A 15,426-nucleotide genomic window follows, 5' to 3' on the forward strand; every position below is an offset into this window, starting at 1 on the left:
GGGGTTTCCCCATGTGAGAGTAGGTCATCGTCAAGATTAAATTCCGAAACCCCTATCTGCGCATGCAGGTAGGGGTTTTGTCTTTTCCGCGATCGAAAGTCCCGCCACTGTGGCGGCGGGCGTGCCCTGCAATACCCTCGCCCTGACACCCCGCGAGGACGGGCAAGTTCATTCCTGCCCTTTGTAAACCACAAGACTGCCGCCTAGCTGATTTCACCACGCGAACCCAGCACCGTGTATCGGTTAGAATACCGGCCTTGTGTTGACTCAGAAGTTCACTATGTCTGACCCTGTCGATTCCCATCAACTTGTTGACCTTCCTCTGGATCAACTGGTGGCGTGTCACGAGTGTGACCTGCTTATGCGCAAGCCTGCGCTAAAGCTGGATGAAAAAGCACATTGTCCGCGCTGCGGCTACGAGCTTTTCGCTCATCGCCATAATGTTGTCCAGCGTAGCCTGGCATTGGTTCTCGCCGCGTTGCTGCTCTATATACCGGCGAATTTCCTACCTATCATGCAACTCCATCTACTGGGTCGGAGTGCCGACGACACGGTCTGGAGTGGCGTGGTGGGGCTGTTCAACACCGGGATGCCCGAAGTGGCGGTCGTTGTGTTTCTTTGCAGCATGGCCATCCCGTTACTCAAGTTGCTATGTCAACTTGCGGTGTTATTGAGCATTCGCCTCAACGTCGGACGCAGTTATGGCTTGTTGCTGTACCGGATTTATCACCACATGCGTGATTGGGGCATGCTTGAGGTGTACTTCATGGGCGTGCTGGTTGCGATGGTCAAGTTGGTCGACCTGGCAGAGCTTAGCCTCGGCCTTGGGCTTGCCTGTTTTATCAGTCTGTTATTGATCCAGGTGTGGTTGGAGGTAGTGATGTCGCCTCACCAGATCTGGAGTGCGTTATCGGGGGAAGATCTGCATGCGTGCGATTGATGCCGGCATTTTAATTTGTGGTGAATGCCACGAGCTTAATCGTCAGGAGCCAGACAGTAATTCGCAAACCTGCACCCGCTGCGGTGCAATTGTGCATGCGCGTAGGCCCAATAGCCTGACCCGTACATGGGCGTTGCTGCTCACCTCGGCCATTCTCTACATTCCGGCCAACATACTGCCGATCATGACGGTCAACACGTTAGGGCAAGGCGAGCCGGACACCATCATGTCGGGTGTCATTACGCTGATTAAGTTCGGCATGTTGCCGATTGCGGCTGTGGTGTTCATTGCCAGCATTCTGGTGCCCACCTTCAAATTGGTGGGTATTGGGCTGCTGCTTTATTCGGTGCAGCGCAAGCAGCCTTTGTCTGCGCGGCAGCGAATATTGATGTATCGCTTCATTGAATTTATCGGACGCTGGTCGATGCTGGACATCTTCGTGATCGCCATTCTGGTGGCGGTGGTGAATTTCGGCAGGATCGCCAGTATCGAAGCCAATCTGGGCGCCGTCGCCTTCGCCAGTGTGGTGATCCTGACGATGCTCGCTGCAGTAACTTTCGATCCCCGACTGATTTGGGATAACACGGAGTCGGATGACGACCATGAGTGATTTGCCTACGGCTAAAACCCGCCCAGCTTCAAACTGGTCGGCTATATGGATACTGCCCCTGATTGCCTTGGTAATTGGCGGTTGGCTTGGATGGCAGGCCTACCGCGATGCGGGGGTGAACATTCAGGTTCGCTTCGAAAGTGGCGAGGGAATCGTTGCCAATAAAACCGAAGTTGTCTTCAAGGGCATGTCGGTGGGTAAGGTCAAAGAGCTGGTACTGGATGCCGAGGGCAGCAATACCGGTGTAGTAGCTACCATTGAAATGAACAAGGAAGCAGAGCTGCACCTCAACAGTGGCACACGCTTCTGGTTGGTCAAGCCAAGTGTCAGCCTGGCCGGTATCACCGGTCTTGAGACGCTGGTGTCGGGCAACTACATTGCCATCAGTCCAGGCAAGGGAGAGCCGAGCAAGCGCTTCAAGGCGTTGGATGAAGCACCACCGCTGTCGGATAGCGAGCCTGGGCTGCACCTGACCCTCAAGGCGGATCGATTGGGTTCGCTCAACCGCGATAGCCCGGTGTTCTACAAGCAGATTCAGGTCGGTAAAGTTAAAAGCTACCGGTTGGCCGATGACCAGGGCACGGTGGAGATCAAGGTGTTCATCGAGCCGGCCTATGCCGATCTGGTGCGCAAACACACGCGTTTCTGGAACGCTAGCGGCATCAGTATCGATGCTAATTTGTCGGGTGTGAAAGTACGCAGTGAGTCGCTGGCTAGCATCGTTGCCGGCGGTATTGCATTCGCGACACCTGAACACCGCAAGGATAGCCCGGCAACCGACCCGAGCCTGCCGTTTCGCCTGTTCGAAGACTTCGATGCTGCCCAGGCGGGTATCCGCATCAAGGTCAAGCTGGCCGATTTCGAAGGGCTGCAGGCTGGTCGTACCCCGGTCATGTACAAGGGTATTCAGGTCGGCTCGCTGAAAACCCTGAAAGTCGATGCCGATCTCACCAGCGCAATGGCTGAACTGACCCTCGACCCATTGGCCGAAGACTATCTGGTCGACGGAACCCAGTTCTGGGTGGTCAAGCCTTCGATTTCCCTGGCGGGCATCACGGGGCTGGAGGCATTGGTTAAAGGTAACTACATTGCCATACGTCCGGGGGAGAAGGGCGCCTCTCCGCAGCGCGAGTTTGAAGCGCGGGCCAAAGCACCGCCGCTCGATTTGAAAGCACCGGGCCTGCATCTGGTGTTGTTCAGTGACAACCTGGGCTCGCTGGAGGTGGGCAGTCCGGTGCTATACCGTCAAGTCAAGGTTGGCTCTGTACAGAGCTACCAGTTCTCTAAAAAGAGCAAACGCCTGTTGATCGGTGTGCATATCGAGAAGGAGTACGCCAACCTGGTCAACGGCTCGACGCGTTTCTGGAATGCCAGCGGTATCACCCTTACCGGTGGCCTGTCGGGCGTGCAAATCAAGAGCGAGTCGCTGCAGAGCCTGATGGCGGGCGGTGTTGCGTTCGATACGCCAACGCCAGATGTGCCGCTCAAGCGCCGTATTCCTAGTTTCCGCCTGCATCCGGACCAGGAGGCAGCCAATCGCAGTGGCACCACCGTGACTATTCGCGTGGAGCGGGCAGACGGCCTCAAGGTAGGCACGCCGATTCGCTTCAAGGGGCTGGATGTCGGCAAAGTCGAGCAGGTTGATCTGACCCGTGACCTGCAAGCTGTTCTGCTCAAGGCGCGGATTACCGAAGTGCCAGAGCGAATCGCTCGTGAAGGTACGCAATTCTGGGTGGTCAAACCGGCTCTGGGCATCGTCAAGACTGCAAACCTGGAAACTCTGGTGACAGGGCAGTACTTGGAAGTGCAGCCCGCGCCGAAGAGTCTCGGGCCGCAGACCACGTTCAATGCGCTACCTCAGGCTCCGGACTTCTCTGCGCGTGAAGCGGGCTTGGCGTTGGTGCTCAGTGCCCCGCGTCGTGGCTCGATCAAGCCAGGGGTGCCAGTTACTTATCGTGAGATCCCGGTTGGCAAAGTCACAGGCTTCGAGCTGGGCCAAACGGCGGACCGGGTGCTTATCCATATCCTTATCGAACCGCGCTATGCCGCGCTGGTAAGGGGCGGAAGCCGATTCTGGAACAGCAGTGGATTCGGCTTTGAGGTTGGCTTATTCAAAGGCGCTACGGTGCGTACAGAGTCTCTGGAGACCCTTATCGAGGGTGGCATAGCCTTCGCCACACCGGATGGGGAAAAGATGGGTAATCCGGCCAGGCCGCAGCAGACGTTCGCATTGTTTGATAAGTCTGAAGATGAATGGCTGCAGTGGGCGCCCAAGATTCAGATCGGTAAGTAATATCAGCTAATGGTTGGCCCCCGCTTCCGCAGGATTATCACTGCGGGAGCGGTTGGCGAAGATTCGGTAGGGGGCATTGGTAATGCTCCAACAGAAAATACCAAATCGCAGGCAACAAAAAACCGACCCTAGGGTCGGTTTTTTAACAAGCGTGTCGCTTAGGCAGCTGCAGCGAGCTTCAGTGCCTTGATGTGGCCATTCAGACGGCCTTTATGGCGAGCAGCCTTGTTCTTGTGGATGATACCTTTATCGGCCATACGGTCGATAACTGGAACAGCCAGGATGTAAGCAGCTTGCGCTTTTTCGGCGTCTTTTGCGTCAATGGCTTTAACCACATTCTTGATGTAGGTACGAACCATGGAACGCAGGCTGGCGTTGTGGCTGCGACGCTTCTCAGCCTGTTTTGCACGTTTTTTGGCGGAAGGTGAGTTGGCCACCGTCGAGCTCCTCGAAAGACTTGGTAAATAGCAAACAAAATAGGCCGCGAATCATGCCGATGAGTTGATCGGTTGTCAAGGGCACTTGCATGGATCCGCTGAGTGGTTGTTCCGAACAAGGGAGAGATTCCCTTCTGCGGCACGACCTGTAAACTCGGGAGCTTTTGCTCTGCTTGCGTTGCGGCGCGGAGTATCGCACAACTGCGCGCGTTGCGGCACAGCCCTTTATCTTTAGGCGTAAAAAACTTTCAATGAATCTTCTGAAATCCTTGGCCGCCGTCAGCTCCATCACCATGATTTCACGGGTGCTGGGCTTTGTGCGCGATACCATCCTGGCGCGAGTGTTCGGCGCAGGGGTGGCCACCGACGCCTTCTTTATCGCCTTCAAACTGCCCAACCTGCTGCGACGAATATTCGCCGAGGGAGCGTTTTCCCAGGCTTTCGTGCCAATTCTGGCCGAATACAAGACTCAGCAGGGTGAGGAGGCGACGCGTACCTTCATTGCCTATGTCAGCGGCTTGCTGACCCTGGTGCTGGCCCTGGTCACCGCGCTGGGCATTCTGGCGGCGCCTTGGGTGGTATGGGTTACGGCGCCTGGTTTTGTAGACGACGGTGAAAAATACCAACTGACCACCGACCTTCTGCGCGTCACCTTCCCTTATATACTGCTGATCTCGCTTTCATCGCTGGCCGGGGCGATCCTCAATACCTGGAACCGTTTCTCGGTGCCGGCGTTTGTGCCCACCCTGCTGAACGTGGCGATGATTGCCTTCACCGTGTTCCTCACCCCGTACTTCGACCCACCGATCATGGCGCTGGCCTGGGGGGTATTGGCGGGTGGCCTGGCACAACTGTTGTACCAACTGCCGCACCTCAAGAAGATTGGCATGCTGGTGCTGCCGCGCCTGAATTTGCGTGACTCGGGGGTATGGCGGGTACTCAAGCAGATGCTTCCGGCAATCCTTGGGGTATCGGTCAGCCAGATCTCGTTGATCATCAATACCATCTTCGCCTCGTTCCTGGTGGCAGGCTCGGTGTCCTGGATGTATTACGCCGACCGCCTGATGGAACTGCCCTCAGGGGTGCTGGGCGTGGCCCTGGGTACCATCCTGCTGCCAACCCTGGCCAAAACCTACGCCAACCGTGATCGCCACGAGTATTCACGAATCCTCGACTGGGGCCTGCGCCTGTGTTTCCTGCTGGTGCTTCCGTGTACCCTGGCGATGGCGATTCTGGCTGAGCCATTGACCGTTGCGCTGTTCCAGTACGGCAAGTTCTCCGCCTTTGACGCAGCCATGACCCAGCGCGCCCTGATCGCTTACTCGGTCGGTTTGTTGGCGATCATTCTGGTGAAAGTGCTGGCTCCTGGCTTTTATGCCCAGCAGAACATTCGTACGCCGGTTAAGATCGCGATATTCACCTTGGTCTGCACCCAGCTGTTCAACCTGGCTTTCATCACGCACCTGCAACACGCAGGCCTGGCGTTGGCCATCAGCCTTGGTGCCTGTCTGAACGCCGGTTTGTTGTACTGGAAGTTGCGTCAACAGAATCTGTTCGAGCCGCAACCGGGCTGGGCCAAGTTCCTGGCCAAGTTGGTGGCCGCAGTGCTGTTGATGTCGGCAGTGCTGTTGGTTGGGTTGCATTTCATGCCGGCCTGGGCAGAAGGGCAGATGCTTGAGCGCTTTTTGCGCCTGGGCGTGCTGATTCTGGCGGGCGTGGTGACGTATTTCGGCAGTTTGTTCGTGTTCGGCTTCCGCCCGCGTGACTTTGCCCGCAAGGCACTGCATTGAGCCGCGAACACGGCCAGACGTCGGTTTTTTCTATTCCATGCTTCGGGGTTACGCTGCTGCCTGTCACCAGCGCCCGGGTGTGGTTATAATCGACCACTTTATGAGCAAGAAGCGCGTTATGCAGCTGGTTCGAGGCCTTCAAAACCTGCGCCCCCTGCACCGGGGCTGTGTCGCCACTATTGGCAACTTCGACGGTGTTCACCGTGGTCACCAGGCAATCCTGGCGCGCCTGCGTGAGCGTGCGGTAGAGCTGGGCGTACCCAGCTGCGTGGTGATTTTCGAGCCGCAGCCGCGCGAATACTTTGCTCCGGACTCCGCGCCGGCCCGCTTGGCCCGCCTGCGTGACAAGGTCGCGCTGCTGGCTGCTGAAGGCGTGGACCGGGTGTTGTGCCTGGCTTTCAACCAGCGTTTGAGCAAACTCAGCGCCGCCGAGTTCGTCGATACCATTCTGGTCGACGGTCTGGGCGTAAAGCACCTGGAAGTGGGTGACGATTTCCGCTTCGGTTGCGACCGCGTCGGAGACTTCGAGTTTCTCCAACAGGCGGGCCTGAGCCAGGGCTTCACCGTTGAAGCGGCGCAAACCGTCGAGCTCGATGGCATGCGGGTGAGCAGCACGCAAGTGCGTGAAGCGCTGGCCAAGGCGGATTTCCCCCTGGCCGAACGACTGCTCGGGCGTCCGTACCGCATCACCGGTACGGTGTTGCATGGGCAAAAACTGGCGCGCCAACTGGGCACGCCGACTGCCAACATACAGCTCAAGCGTCATCGCGTACCGCTGACCGGTGTCTATCTGGTCAGTGTCGAACTCGATGGCAAGGCTTGGCCAGGTGTCGCCAACATCGGCGTGCGGCCAACCGTTTCAGGTGATGGCCGTGCCCACCTGGAAGTGCATCTCCTGGATTATGCCGGCGATCTTTATGGCCGGCGCCTGACGGTGGAATTCCACCACAAGCTGCGCGACGAGCAGCGTTTCGCCTCCCTGGAGGCGCTGAAGTCGGCGATCGATGCGGATATCGCCGCCGCACGTGCCCATTGGCACGCTCAACCGCTAACGAAGAGCCTGAAATGACCGACTATAAAGCCACGCTAAACCTTCCGGACACAGCCTTCCCGATGAAGGCCGGCCTGCCACAGCGCGAACCGCAGATTCTGCAGCGCTGGGACAGCATTGGCCTGTACCAGAAGCTGCGTGAAATTGGTAAGGATCGCCCGAAGTTCGTGCTGCACGACGGCCCGCCCTATGCCAACGGCAAGATTCATATCGGTCATGCGCTGAACAAGATTCTCAAGGACATGATTATCCGCTCCAAAACCCTGTCCGGTTTTGATGCCCCTTACGTTCCGGGTTGGGACTGCCACGGCCTGCCAATCGAGCACAAGGTTGAAGTAACCCACGGCAAGCACCTGACTGCCGACAAAACCCGCGAGCTGTGCCGTGCGTACGCTGCCGAGCAGATCGAAGGGCAGAAGACCGAGTTCATCCGCCTGGGTGTGCTGGGTGAGTGGGACAATCCGTACAAGACCATGAACTTTGCCAACGAGGCCGGTGAAATCCGTGCCCTGGCCGAGATGGTCAAGCACGGCTTCGTATTCAAGGGCCTCAAGCCCGTGAACTGGTGCTTCGATTGCGGTTCGGCCCTGGCCGAGGCCGAGGTCGAATACGCCGACAAGAAATCGCAGACCATCGACGTCGCCTTCCCGGTGGCCGATGAAGCCAAACTGGCTGCTGCGTTCGGCCAGGCTTCGCTGGAAAAACCCGCTGCCATCGTGATCTGGACCACCACTGCGTGGACCATCCCGGCCAACCAGGCACTGAACGTCCATCCGGAGTTCAACTATGCCCTGGTCGATGTTGGCGACAGATTGCTGATTCTGGCTGAAGAGCTGGTTGAGTCGTGCCTCAAGCGCTATGCGCTCGAAGGTACGGTGATCGCCACTGCTCCAGGCTCGGCGCTGGAACTGATCAACTTCCGCCACCCGTTCTACGATCGTCTGTCGCCGGTTTACCTGGCTGATTACGTTGAGCTGGGTGCCGGTACCGGCGTGGTTCACTCGGCTCCTGCCTACGGTGAAGACGACTTCGTTACCTGCAAGCGCTACGGCATGGTCAACGACGACATTCTGACCCCAGTGCAAAGCAACGGCGTTTATGTGCCGACGCTGGAGTTCTTCGGCGGCCAGTTTATCTGGAAGGCCAACCCGGCCATCGTCGAGAAGCTGTCGGAAGTCGGTGCACTGATGCACACCGAAACCATCAGCCACAGCTACATGCACTGCTGGCGCCACAAGACCCCGCTGATCTATCGCGCCACGGCGCAATGGTTCGTGGGCATGGACAAGCAGCCTGACAATGGCGACACCCTGCGCAAGCGTGCGGTCAAAGCCATCGAAGAAACCAAGTTCGTTCCGGCCTGGGGCCAGGCGCGTCTGCATTCGATGATCGCCAACCGTCCAGACTGGTGCATCTCGCGCCAGCGAAACTGGGGGGTGCCGATTCCGTTCTTCCTCAACAAGCAAACCGGTGAGCTGCACGCGCGCACGGTCGAGCTGATGGAAGAAGTGGCCAAGCGCGTCGAACAAGAAGGCATCGAAGCCTGGTTCAAGCTGGACGCCGCCGAACTGCTGGGCGAAGAAGCGGATCAGTACGACAAAATCAGCGACACCCTCGACGTCTGGTTCGACTCCGGCACCACTCACTGGCACGTACTGCGTGGCTCGCACAGCATTGGTCACGACACCGGCCCGCGTGCCGACCTGTACCTGGAAGGTTCCGACCAGCACCGTGGCTGGTTCCATTCCTCGCTGCTGACCGGCTGCGCCATCGACAACCATGCGCCGTACCGCGAATTGCTCACTCACGGCTTCACCGTCGATGAGAACGGCCGCAAAATGTCCAAGTCGCTGGGTAACACCATCGAGCCGCAGAAGGTCAACGACACCTTGGGTGCCGACATTCTGCGCTTGTGGGTCTCGGCTACCGACTACTCCGGCGAAATGGCTGTTTCCGAGCAGATCCTGCAGCGCAGCGCCGATGCCTACCGCCGTATCCGCAACACCGCACGGTTCCTGCTCTCCAACCTGTCTGGCTTCGACCCGGCTCGTGACCTGCTGCCAGCTGAAGACATGCTGGCGCTGGATCGCTGGGCTGTCGACCGTACCCTGTTGCTGCAGCGCGAGCTGGAAGAGCACTACGGCGAATACCGCTTCTGGAACGTCTACTCGAAGATCCACAACTTCTGCGTGCAGGAGCTGGGTGGCTTCTACCTGGACATCATCAAGGACCGTCAGTACACCACCGGTGCCAACAGTGTTGCCCGGCGTTCCTGCCAGACCGCGCTTTACCACATCAGCGAAGCGCTGGTGCGCTGGATCGCGCCGATCCTGGCCTTCACCGCTGACGAACTGTGGCAGTACCTGCCAGGCGAGCGCAACGAGTCGGTCATGCTCAACACCTGGTATCAGGGTCTGACCGAGCTGCCGGAAGGTTTCGAGCTGGGTCGCGCCTACTGGGACCGCGTGATGGCTGCGAAAACTGCGGTCAACAAAGAACTGGAGAACCAGCGTTCGGCCAAGGCCATCGGTGGCAACCTGCAAGCTGAAGTGACCTTGTTCGCCGACGACGCCCTGAGCGCCGACCTGAACAAGCTGGGTGACGAGCTGCGTTTCGTGCTGATTACCTCGGCTGCAAGCGTTGCGCCATTCGTTCAGGCGCCAGCCGATGCAGTCGAGACCGAAGTACCGGGCCTGAAGCTGAAAGTGGTCAAGTCCGCGCACACCAAGTGCGGTCGTTGCTGGCACTTCCGTGCCGACGTTGGCGCGAACCCGGAACATCCGGAAATCTGTGCCCGTTGCGCTGACAACATCAGCGGCAAGGGCGAGGTGCGCCACTATGCCTAACCCTGCTGTCGGGCGCTTCGGGCGCCTAGGCTGGCTATGGTTGAGCCTGCTGGTCCTGGTCATTGACCAGGCCAGCAAGTTCTATTTCGAAGGCGCGCTGAGCTTGTACCAGCAGATCGTGGTCATTCCCGACTACTTCAGCTGGACCCTGGCTTACAACACCGGTGCAGCGTTCAGCTTCCTGGCTGACAGCTCTGGCTGGCAGCGCTGGCTGTTCGCCCTGATCGCCTTGGTGGTCAGTGCAGTGCTGGTGGTCTGGCTCAAGCGCCTGGGGCGCAACGAGACCTGGCTGGCCGTAGCCCTGGCACTGGTGCTGGGTGGCGCGCTGGGCAACCTGTATGACCGTATCGCGTTGGGCCATGTAGTCGATTTCATCCTGGTGCACTGGCAGAACCGTTATTACTTCCCGGCCTTCAACGTGGCCGACAGCGCCATTACCGTGGGTGCGGTAATGCTTGCGCTGGATATGTTCAAGAGCAAGAAGTCCGGAGAACCCGTCCATGACTGAGACCCGCATAGGCCAGAACACCGAAGTCAAATTGCACTTCGCACTGCATCTGGAAAACGGCGACACCGTCGATAGCACGTTCGACAAATCGCCGGCTGTGTTCAAAGTTGGCGACGGCAACCTGCTGCCGGGCTTTGAAGCGGCAATCTTCGGCTTCAAGGCCGGTGACAAGCGCACCGTTACCGTCCAGCCGGAAAACGCTTTTGGTCAGCCCAACCCGCAGAACGTACAGATCATTCCACGGTCGCAATTCAACGACATGGTGCTTTCCGAAGGTTTGCTGGTGATCTTCAACGATGCTGCCAATGCTGAGCTGCCAGGTGTGGTCAAGGCATTCGATGAGGCCCAGGTGACCATCGACTTCAACCATCCACTGGCCGGCAAAACCCTGAACTTCGAGGTGCAAATCCTCGAAGTCACAGCGCTTTGAGCCCGGAGCCGAGCATGCAAATCAAACTCGCCAACCCCCGCGGTTTCTGCGCGGGCGTGGACCGGGCGATTGAGATCGTCAATCGCGCGCTGGAAGTTTTCGGCCCACCGATTTACGTACGTCACGAAGTGGTGCACAACAAATTCGTGGTCGAAGACCTGCGCGCACGCGGGGCGATCTTCGTCGAAGAACTGGATCAGGTTCCGGATGACGTCATCGTCATCTTCAGTGCCCACGGTGTTTCCCAGGCTGTGCGCCAGGAAGCAGCAGGGCGCGGCCTGAAGGTTTTCGATGCGACCTGTCCACTGGTTACCAAGGTGCATATCGAGGTAGCGCGCTACAGCCGCGACGGCCGCGAATGCATCCTGATCGGCCACGAAGGCCATCCGGAAGTCGAAGGCACCATGGGCCAGTACGACGCCAGCAATGGCGGTGCGATCTACCTGGTCGAAGACGAGGAAGATGTTGCCCAGTTGCAGGTCAATAACCCGGATAAGCTGGCGTTCGTTACCCAGACCACGCTGTCGATGGATGACACCGGTCGGGTTATCGACGCCCTGCGTGCACGCTTCCCGAACATCGGCGGCCCGCGCAAGGACGACATTTGCTACGCCACCCAGAACCGCCAGGATGCGGTCAAACAACTGGCCAACGAATGCGATGTGGTGCTGGTAGTGGGCAGCCCCAACAGTTCCAACTCCAACCGCTTGCGCGAGCTTGCCGAGCGCATGTCAACGCCGGCCTACCTGATCGACGGCGCCGAAGACCTGCAAAAAAGCTGGTTTGAGGGTGTCGAGCGAATTGGCATCACTGCCGGTGCTTCCGCACCTGAAGTGCTGGTGCGCGGCGTGATCGAGCAACTGCGTGCCTGGGGTGCAACGGGGGCCGAAGAGCTGGATGGGCGCGAAGAGAACATCACCTTTTCGATGCCCAAGGAATTGCGCGTTCGCTCACTGATCTGACCCCGCAGCCGCGCAAAGCGGCTGCTCGCTCAGCGCATCACGCAGGCTGACTCTTCCGCTGCGTGACAGCACCACCTGATAGTGACTCAGTGCTTCGGGACGTTGGCACACATGCAACGTCCCGGCCTGGAAGGCGCCGTTATCCAATAGCGGCACGCCCAGGCCACTGAAGCTCACTTGCCGGGCCACCGGCTGGTTGCCGACGACAATCACGCGTTCATTGCCATGCCATTGCTGCAGTAACTGCGGGCTGTCGTGCTCAACCACCATCCTCCAGCCCTGACTCCAGTCTGATCCCAGCGCTTGCAGGCGCACCACGCTATTGCGCAGCAGCGCTTCACTGCGCGCCGTGCGCAAGGCTTGGGCCAGGTCTGTGGCGACCATCTGCCGTTGTAGCCCGGCGCTCATCGCGCTGTAGGCCGGAACCCCAACCTGTGTAAGCAGCCCCAGCAGGGCCGATGCGAACAAAATTTGTATCAGTGTTACGCCCTGTTGCCTCACCGTGCATTCCTCCCTGGAAGTGCTTCGCTGTAGGTTCAGGGCTCGCCTTGCTGGCGTCCAGTCAGCTGGGTTGGCAGGGGGCGGTGGAAAAATCTCGGGAGGTTGGCCATGGATCGCTGGCAGCAACAAGGAATGACGCTGATAGAAGTATTACTGGCAATCGTCGTGCTCGGGATGGGCTTGTTTACGGCTGCCGGATTGCAACTGCGCGCATTGCAGGCCACTGAAAGTGCCTTGCGCACTACCCAGACTGCGTATGGTGAGCACGCGCTGCAGGAGCAGGCCCGGGCAGATGGCCTGCAGCTTGGCGAGAAAGCGGGGTTGTGAGCAGGCAGTCGGGCTTTAGCATGCTCGAGGTGTTGCTGGCGCTGAGCCTGGGAATGCTGTTGTTACTCGCTGCCAGTCGCCTGTTCATCGCCGCGAGCCAGTCCTGGCAGGCTCAAATGGCGGCTGCGCAAATGCAGGAGGATGGACGCCTGGCCCTGCAACGATTGACCCAAAGCATTCGTATGGCAGGGGCTTTCGGTTGTCTGCGTTACGACGCTGTCGATTTTCTCGATCCCTTGGCGGCACAAGCATTTGCCCAACCGCTACACGTCAGCCGTGATGCGCAGGGTCGCCTGCTGCGCTTGAGCTTGATAAGTGCCGAAAGCGTGTATACCAGCGGCGAGCCTGACTGGACGCTGCTCACTGACTGCGTCACCCACGCGATGGTGCACGCTGGGGCAAAAAAACCGGCAGACGGGCAGTTTGCGATACCCATCCGACGCCAGGAGTACCGCCTGGTAGCAGACCAGCTTCGCCTGCGCAGCGCGGCGAGCAACGGCGTGCTGGTAGAGGGCGTTAGTGAGTTGCAGCTTGAACTGCTCAGAACCAGCACCCTGGCAGTCTCAGGCGTGCGCCTGAGCTTGACCTTGACCGACCCACAGCAACGCGTCAGGCCGCAAACCTATCGCGTCAGCGTTGCCCTGGGTAATCCGGTAGACCTGCTATGAAATCCAGACAGCGCGGCCTCGTTCTATTGCTCAGCCTGACGCTGATGCTGTTGCTGGGCCTGCTCGGATTGTCGGCCATGGGCAGTGCGATTCAGCAGCAGCGAATGTCGCGCAATCTGCTGAGTACCCTGAAAGCTTTCCAGCAGAGCCATCAGGTGCTGCAGTTGGGGGAGTCCAGGCTACACGTACAGGCATGGCCAGCGTGTGCGTTTTGCTTGCCACCACCCGAAGCTGGCAACGTCACCTCAAGCGGTGTGTATGTGGGGCAGGGGGAGAGTTCAGGGTTGAACTGGCAGGCGGCGACGGGTGGTTTCTATCTGGTTCAGTCACTGGGGCGAAGTACCAAGGCCAGGCAGATGCCACAAGGGCTGGAGGCAAACCTGTATCGAGTCACTGCGGTAAGTCGCCTCGGCACGGCGCGCAGCGTGATGGAGAGCGTGATTGCGCAGCCTGTCGGCCCAGCACCGCAGCCATGGCGACGCATCTACTGGCGTCAGGTCTATTGAGGAGCAAGTAAATGAAGCATCAGCGCGCATTGAGTCTGATCGAACTGTTGATTGTGATCGCTGTGGTCGGCATTCTTGCGAGCATTGCCTACCCCGGTTACTCCGATCTGGTGAAAAAATCCGCACGCACGGAAATCGTCAGCCTGCTGATCGAGAGCGCGCAGCTACTGGAGCGACACTACTCACGTGCAGGCCAGTACAGCGACGTTGAAGACCTTCAGGCCTCACTGGCGAGCGGCACCGCTCACTACAGTTTGCATGCCATGCGCGACAAGGAGTCGTTCACCCTTTCGGCACGCCGCCTTCCCGGCGGCCTGATGATGGCTGATCGGTGTGGTGACTATGAGCTTGACCAGGCAGGTAGGCGGGGCAATCCCCAAGGCGCCGAGAATACGGAAGGCGGGTGTTGGGGAGGCTGAAGCCTTTCGCGATTTACTTCAGAAATTGGATCGATAGATGACCAAGCAAGTAGTGATAGTCGGTGGCGGAGTGATCGGCCTGTTGACGGCGTTCAATCTGGCGGCAGAGGTCGAACAGGTGGTGTTGTGTGATCGTGGCGAACTGGGGCAGGAATCGTCCTGGGCCGGTGGCGGCATCGTTTCGCCGCTCTACCCCTGGCGCTACAGCCCAGCCGTAACCGCACTGGCGCACTGGTCGCAAGACTTTTATCCACAGTTGGGAGCGCGTTTGTTTGCCAGCACCGGGGTAGATCCCGAGGTGCATACCACTGGGCTGTACTGGCTGGACCTGGAAGACGAGGCCGAGGCGTTGGCTTGGGCCGAGCGTGAAGGGCGGCCCCTGAGTGCTGTGGATATCTCGGCAGCCTATGACGCCGTGCCGGTGCTGGGCGCGGGCTTTGAGCGGGCGATCTATATGGCGGGTGTTGCCAACGTGCGCAACCCGCGTTTGGTCAAGTCGCTGAAAGCGGCGCTGCAGGCACTGCCAAACGTAACCTTGCGCGAGCATTGTGAAATCACTGGATTCATCCGCGAAGGCGAAAAAATTACCGGCGTACAAACTACGGACGGTGCGATTGGCGGTGATCGCGTGGTCCTGACTGCTGGCGCCTGGAGTGGCGATCTGTTGCGGCCATTGGGGCTGGAACTGCCGGTGGAGCCGGTCAAAGGGCAGATGATTCTGTTCAAGTGCGCCGAAGATTTTCTGCCCAGCATGGTCTTGGCCAGGGGCCGCTACGCAATTCCTCGCCGCGACGGGCACATCCTGGTGGGCAGCACCCTGGAGCACGTCGGCTACGACAAGACCCCAACCGCCGAAGCGCTGGAAAGCCTGAAGGCATCTGCTATCGAATTGCTTCCAGCGTTGGCCGAGGTCACCCCGGTGGGTCATTGGGCAGGGTTGCGTCCAGGATCACCCGAGGGTATTCCCTACATCGGCGAAGTGCCGGGCTGGGAAGGCCTGTGGTTGAACTGCGGGCACTACCGCAACGGCTTGGTGTTGGCGCCAGCATCGTGCCAGCTGTTTGCCGACCTGCTGCTGGGCCGCGAACCGATCATCGATCCACGGCCTTATGCGCCAAGCCGGCTTGTGTGAACGGAC

At 59.1% G+C, this 15,426-nt stretch carries 16 protein-coding genes; 14 read left to right on the forward strand and 2 right to left on the reverse strand.

Annotated elements, in window-relative coordinates; translation table 11 throughout:
• Positions 1 to 280: 280 nt before the first annotated feature.
• Genes H8F21_RS21795 through H8F21_RS21805 form a run of 3 tightly spaced genes read left to right on the forward strand, consistent with a single transcriptional unit; the run spans position 281 to position 3,843 of the window.
• Complete coding sequence (locus H8F21_RS21795) at positions 281 to 940, forward strand: paraquat-inducible protein A (RefSeq protein WP_203585293.1); 660 nt, start codon at positions 281 to 283, stop codon at positions 938 to 940.
• On the forward strand, positions 927 to 1,550 hold the full coding sequence (locus H8F21_RS21800) for a paraquat-inducible protein A (protein WP_203479378.1): 624 nt from the start codon (positions 927 to 929) through the stop codon (positions 1,548 to 1,550). Before H8F21_RS21795 ends, H8F21_RS21800 begins: the two co-directional genes overlap by 14 nt.
• A complete protein-coding gene (locus H8F21_RS21805; protein ID WP_203479379.1) occupies positions 1,543 to 3,843 on the forward strand; it encodes a PqiB family protein in 2,301 nt (766 codons plus the stop codon). Before H8F21_RS21800 ends, H8F21_RS21805 begins: the two co-directional genes overlap by 8 nt.
• 158 nt (positions 3,844 to 4,001) lie before the next feature.
• Here H8F21_RS21805 and rpsT read toward each other — a convergent pair whose 3' ends face one another.
• On the reverse strand, positions 4,002 to 4,280 hold the full coding sequence (rpsT, locus tag H8F21_RS21810; protein WP_136474478.1) for a 30S ribosomal protein S20: 279 nt from the start codon (positions 4,278 to 4,280) through the stop codon (positions 4,002 to 4,004).
• A 251-nt stretch (positions 4,281 to 4,531) separates the two neighbouring features.
• On the opposite strand from rpsT, the gene murJ reads away from it, so the two are divergent.
• The 6 genes from murJ (at position 4,532) to ispH (ending at position 11,867) form a co-directional block, all read left to right on the forward strand.
• Positions 4,532 to 6,070, forward strand: coding sequence for a murein biosynthesis integral membrane protein MurJ (gene murJ / locus H8F21_RS21815; protein ID WP_203543648.1), 1,539 nt, complete (start codon positions 4,532 to 4,534; stop codon positions 6,068 to 6,070).
• A 118-nt stretch (positions 6,071 to 6,188) separates the two neighbouring features.
• Positions 6,189 to 7,139: a bifunctional riboflavin kinase/FAD synthetase gene (gene ribF, locus H8F21_RS21820; protein ID WP_203543655.1), complete on the forward strand. Its 951-nt coding sequence runs from the start codon at positions 6,189 to 6,191 to the stop codon at positions 7,137 to 7,139.
• Positions 7,136 to 9,967 (forward strand): isoleucine--tRNA ligase, encoded by a 2,832-nt coding sequence (gene ileS / locus H8F21_RS21825; protein ID WP_203479382.1) that lies wholly within the window; start codon positions 7,136 to 7,138, stop codon positions 9,965 to 9,967. The genes ribF and ileS overlap by 4 nt, the downstream gene beginning before the upstream one ends.
• A complete protein-coding gene (gene lspA, locus H8F21_RS21830; protein ID WP_203479383.1) occupies positions 9,960 to 10,475 on the forward strand; it encodes a signal peptidase II in 516 nt (171 codons plus the stop codon). The genes ileS and lspA overlap by 8 nt, the downstream gene beginning before the upstream one ends.
• Positions 10,468 to 10,905: an FKBP-type peptidyl-prolyl cis-trans isomerase gene (fkpB, locus tag H8F21_RS21835; RefSeq protein ID WP_203585294.1), complete on the forward strand. Its 438-nt coding sequence runs from the start codon at positions 10,468 to 10,470 to the stop codon at positions 10,903 to 10,905. The genes lspA and fkpB overlap by 8 nt, the downstream gene beginning before the upstream one ends.
• 14 nt (positions 10,906 to 10,919) lie before the next feature.
• Positions 10,920 to 11,867: a 4-hydroxy-3-methylbut-2-enyl diphosphate reductase gene (gene ispH / locus H8F21_RS21840; RefSeq protein WP_203479384.1), complete on the forward strand. Its 948-nt coding sequence runs from the start codon at positions 10,920 to 10,922 to the stop codon at positions 11,865 to 11,867.
• On the opposite strand, the gene H8F21_RS21845 is transcribed toward ispH, so the two are convergent.
• The gene (locus H8F21_RS21845; RefSeq protein WP_236043163.1) at positions 11,856 to 12,335 is read right to left on the reverse strand and encodes a GspH/FimT family pseudopilin; all 480 of its coding nucleotides are present in this window, start codon (positions 12,333 to 12,335) and stop codon (positions 11,856 to 11,858) included. The two genes, ispH and H8F21_RS21845, sit on opposite strands and share 12 nt — an antisense overlap.
• A gap of 141 nt (positions 12,336 to 12,476) precedes the next feature.
• Between H8F21_RS21845 and H8F21_RS21850 the strand changes: the two genes are divergently transcribed.
• The 5 genes from H8F21_RS21850 to thiO are packed head-to-tail and all read left to right on the forward strand — an operon-like array spanning position 12,477 to position 15,420.
• The gene (locus H8F21_RS21850; protein WP_268963090.1) at positions 12,477 to 12,695 is read left to right on the forward strand and encodes a prepilin-type N-terminal cleavage/methylation domain-containing protein; all 219 of its coding nucleotides are present in this window, start codon (positions 12,477 to 12,479) and stop codon (positions 12,693 to 12,695) included.
• Positions 12,692 to 13,363 (forward strand): PilW family protein, encoded by a 672-nt coding sequence (locus H8F21_RS21855; protein WP_203585295.1) that lies wholly within the window; start codon positions 12,692 to 12,694, stop codon positions 13,361 to 13,363. Before H8F21_RS21850 ends, H8F21_RS21855 begins: the two co-directional genes overlap by 4 nt.
• Entirely contained in the window at positions 13,360 to 13,869 is a 510-nt protein-coding gene (locus H8F21_RS21860; RefSeq protein ID WP_203585296.1) for a hypothetical protein, read from the forward strand. Before H8F21_RS21855 ends, H8F21_RS21860 begins: the two co-directional genes overlap by 4 nt.
• Positions 13,870 to 13,880: 11 nt before the next feature.
• Entirely contained in the window at positions 13,881 to 14,288 is a 408-nt protein-coding gene (locus tag H8F21_RS21865) for a type IV pilin protein (RefSeq protein WP_203479388.1), read from the forward strand.
• 37 nt (positions 14,289 to 14,325) lie between these two features.
• Positions 14,326 to 15,420: a glycine oxidase ThiO gene (gene thiO / locus H8F21_RS21870; protein ID WP_203585297.1), complete on the forward strand. Its 1,095-nt coding sequence runs from the start codon at positions 14,326 to 14,328 to the stop codon at positions 15,418 to 15,420.
• Positions 15,421 to 15,426: the final 6 nt, after the last annotated feature.

It is taken from the genome of Pseudomonas arcuscaelestis, assembly GCF_016881005.1.
In the GTDB taxonomy this organism is placed as follows: domain Bacteria; phylum Pseudomonadota; class Gammaproteobacteria; order Pseudomonadales; family Pseudomonadaceae; genus Aquipseudomonas; species Aquipseudomonas arcuscaelestis.

Bases quoted from the DNA above. Each gene is read 5' to 3' on its own strand.
- H8F21_RS21795 (WP_203585293.1), top strand. From the start codon at position 281: ATGTCTGACCCTGTCGATTCCCATCAACTTGTTGACCTTCCTCTGGAT.
- H8F21_RS21800 (WP_203479378.1), top strand. From the start codon at position 927: ATGCGTGCGATTGATGCCGGCATTTTAATTTGTGGTGAATGCCACGAG.
- H8F21_RS21805 (WP_203479379.1), top strand. From the start codon at position 1,543: ATGAGTGATTTGCCTACGGCTAAAACCCGCCCAGCTTCAAACTGGTCG.
- murJ (WP_203543648.1), top strand. From the start codon at position 4,532: ATGAATCTTCTGAAATCCTTGGCCGCCGTCAGCTCCATCACCATGATT.
- ribF (WP_203543655.1), top strand. From the start codon at position 6,189: ATGCAGCTGGTTCGAGGCCTTCAAAACCTGCGCCCCCTGCACCGGGGC.
- ileS (WP_203479382.1), top strand. From the start codon at position 7,136: ATGACCGACTATAAAGCCACGCTAAACCTTCCGGACACAGCCTTCCCG.
- lspA (WP_203479383.1), top strand. From the start codon at position 9,960: ATGCCTAACCCTGCTGTCGGGCGCTTCGGGCGCCTAGGCTGGCTATGG.
- fkpB (WP_203585294.1), top strand. From the start codon at position 10,468: ATGACTGAGACCCGCATAGGCCAGAACACCGAAGTCAAATTGCACTTC.
- ispH (WP_203479384.1), top strand. From the start codon at position 10,920: ATGCAAATCAAACTCGCCAACCCCCGCGGTTTCTGCGCGGGCGTGGAC.
- H8F21_RS21850 (WP_268963090.1), top strand. From the start codon at position 12,477: ATGGATCGCTGGCAGCAACAAGGAATGACGCTGATAGAAGTATTACTG.
- H8F21_RS21860 (WP_203585296.1), top strand. From the start codon at position 13,360: ATGAAATCCAGACAGCGCGGCCTCGTTCTATTGCTCAGCCTGACGCTG.
- H8F21_RS21865 (WP_203479388.1), top strand. From the start codon at position 13,881: ATGAAGCATCAGCGCGCATTGAGTCTGATCGAACTGTTGATTGTGATC.
- thiO (WP_203585297.1), top strand. From the start codon at position 14,326: ATGACCAAGCAAGTAGTGATAGTCGGTGGCGGAGTGATCGGCCTGTTG.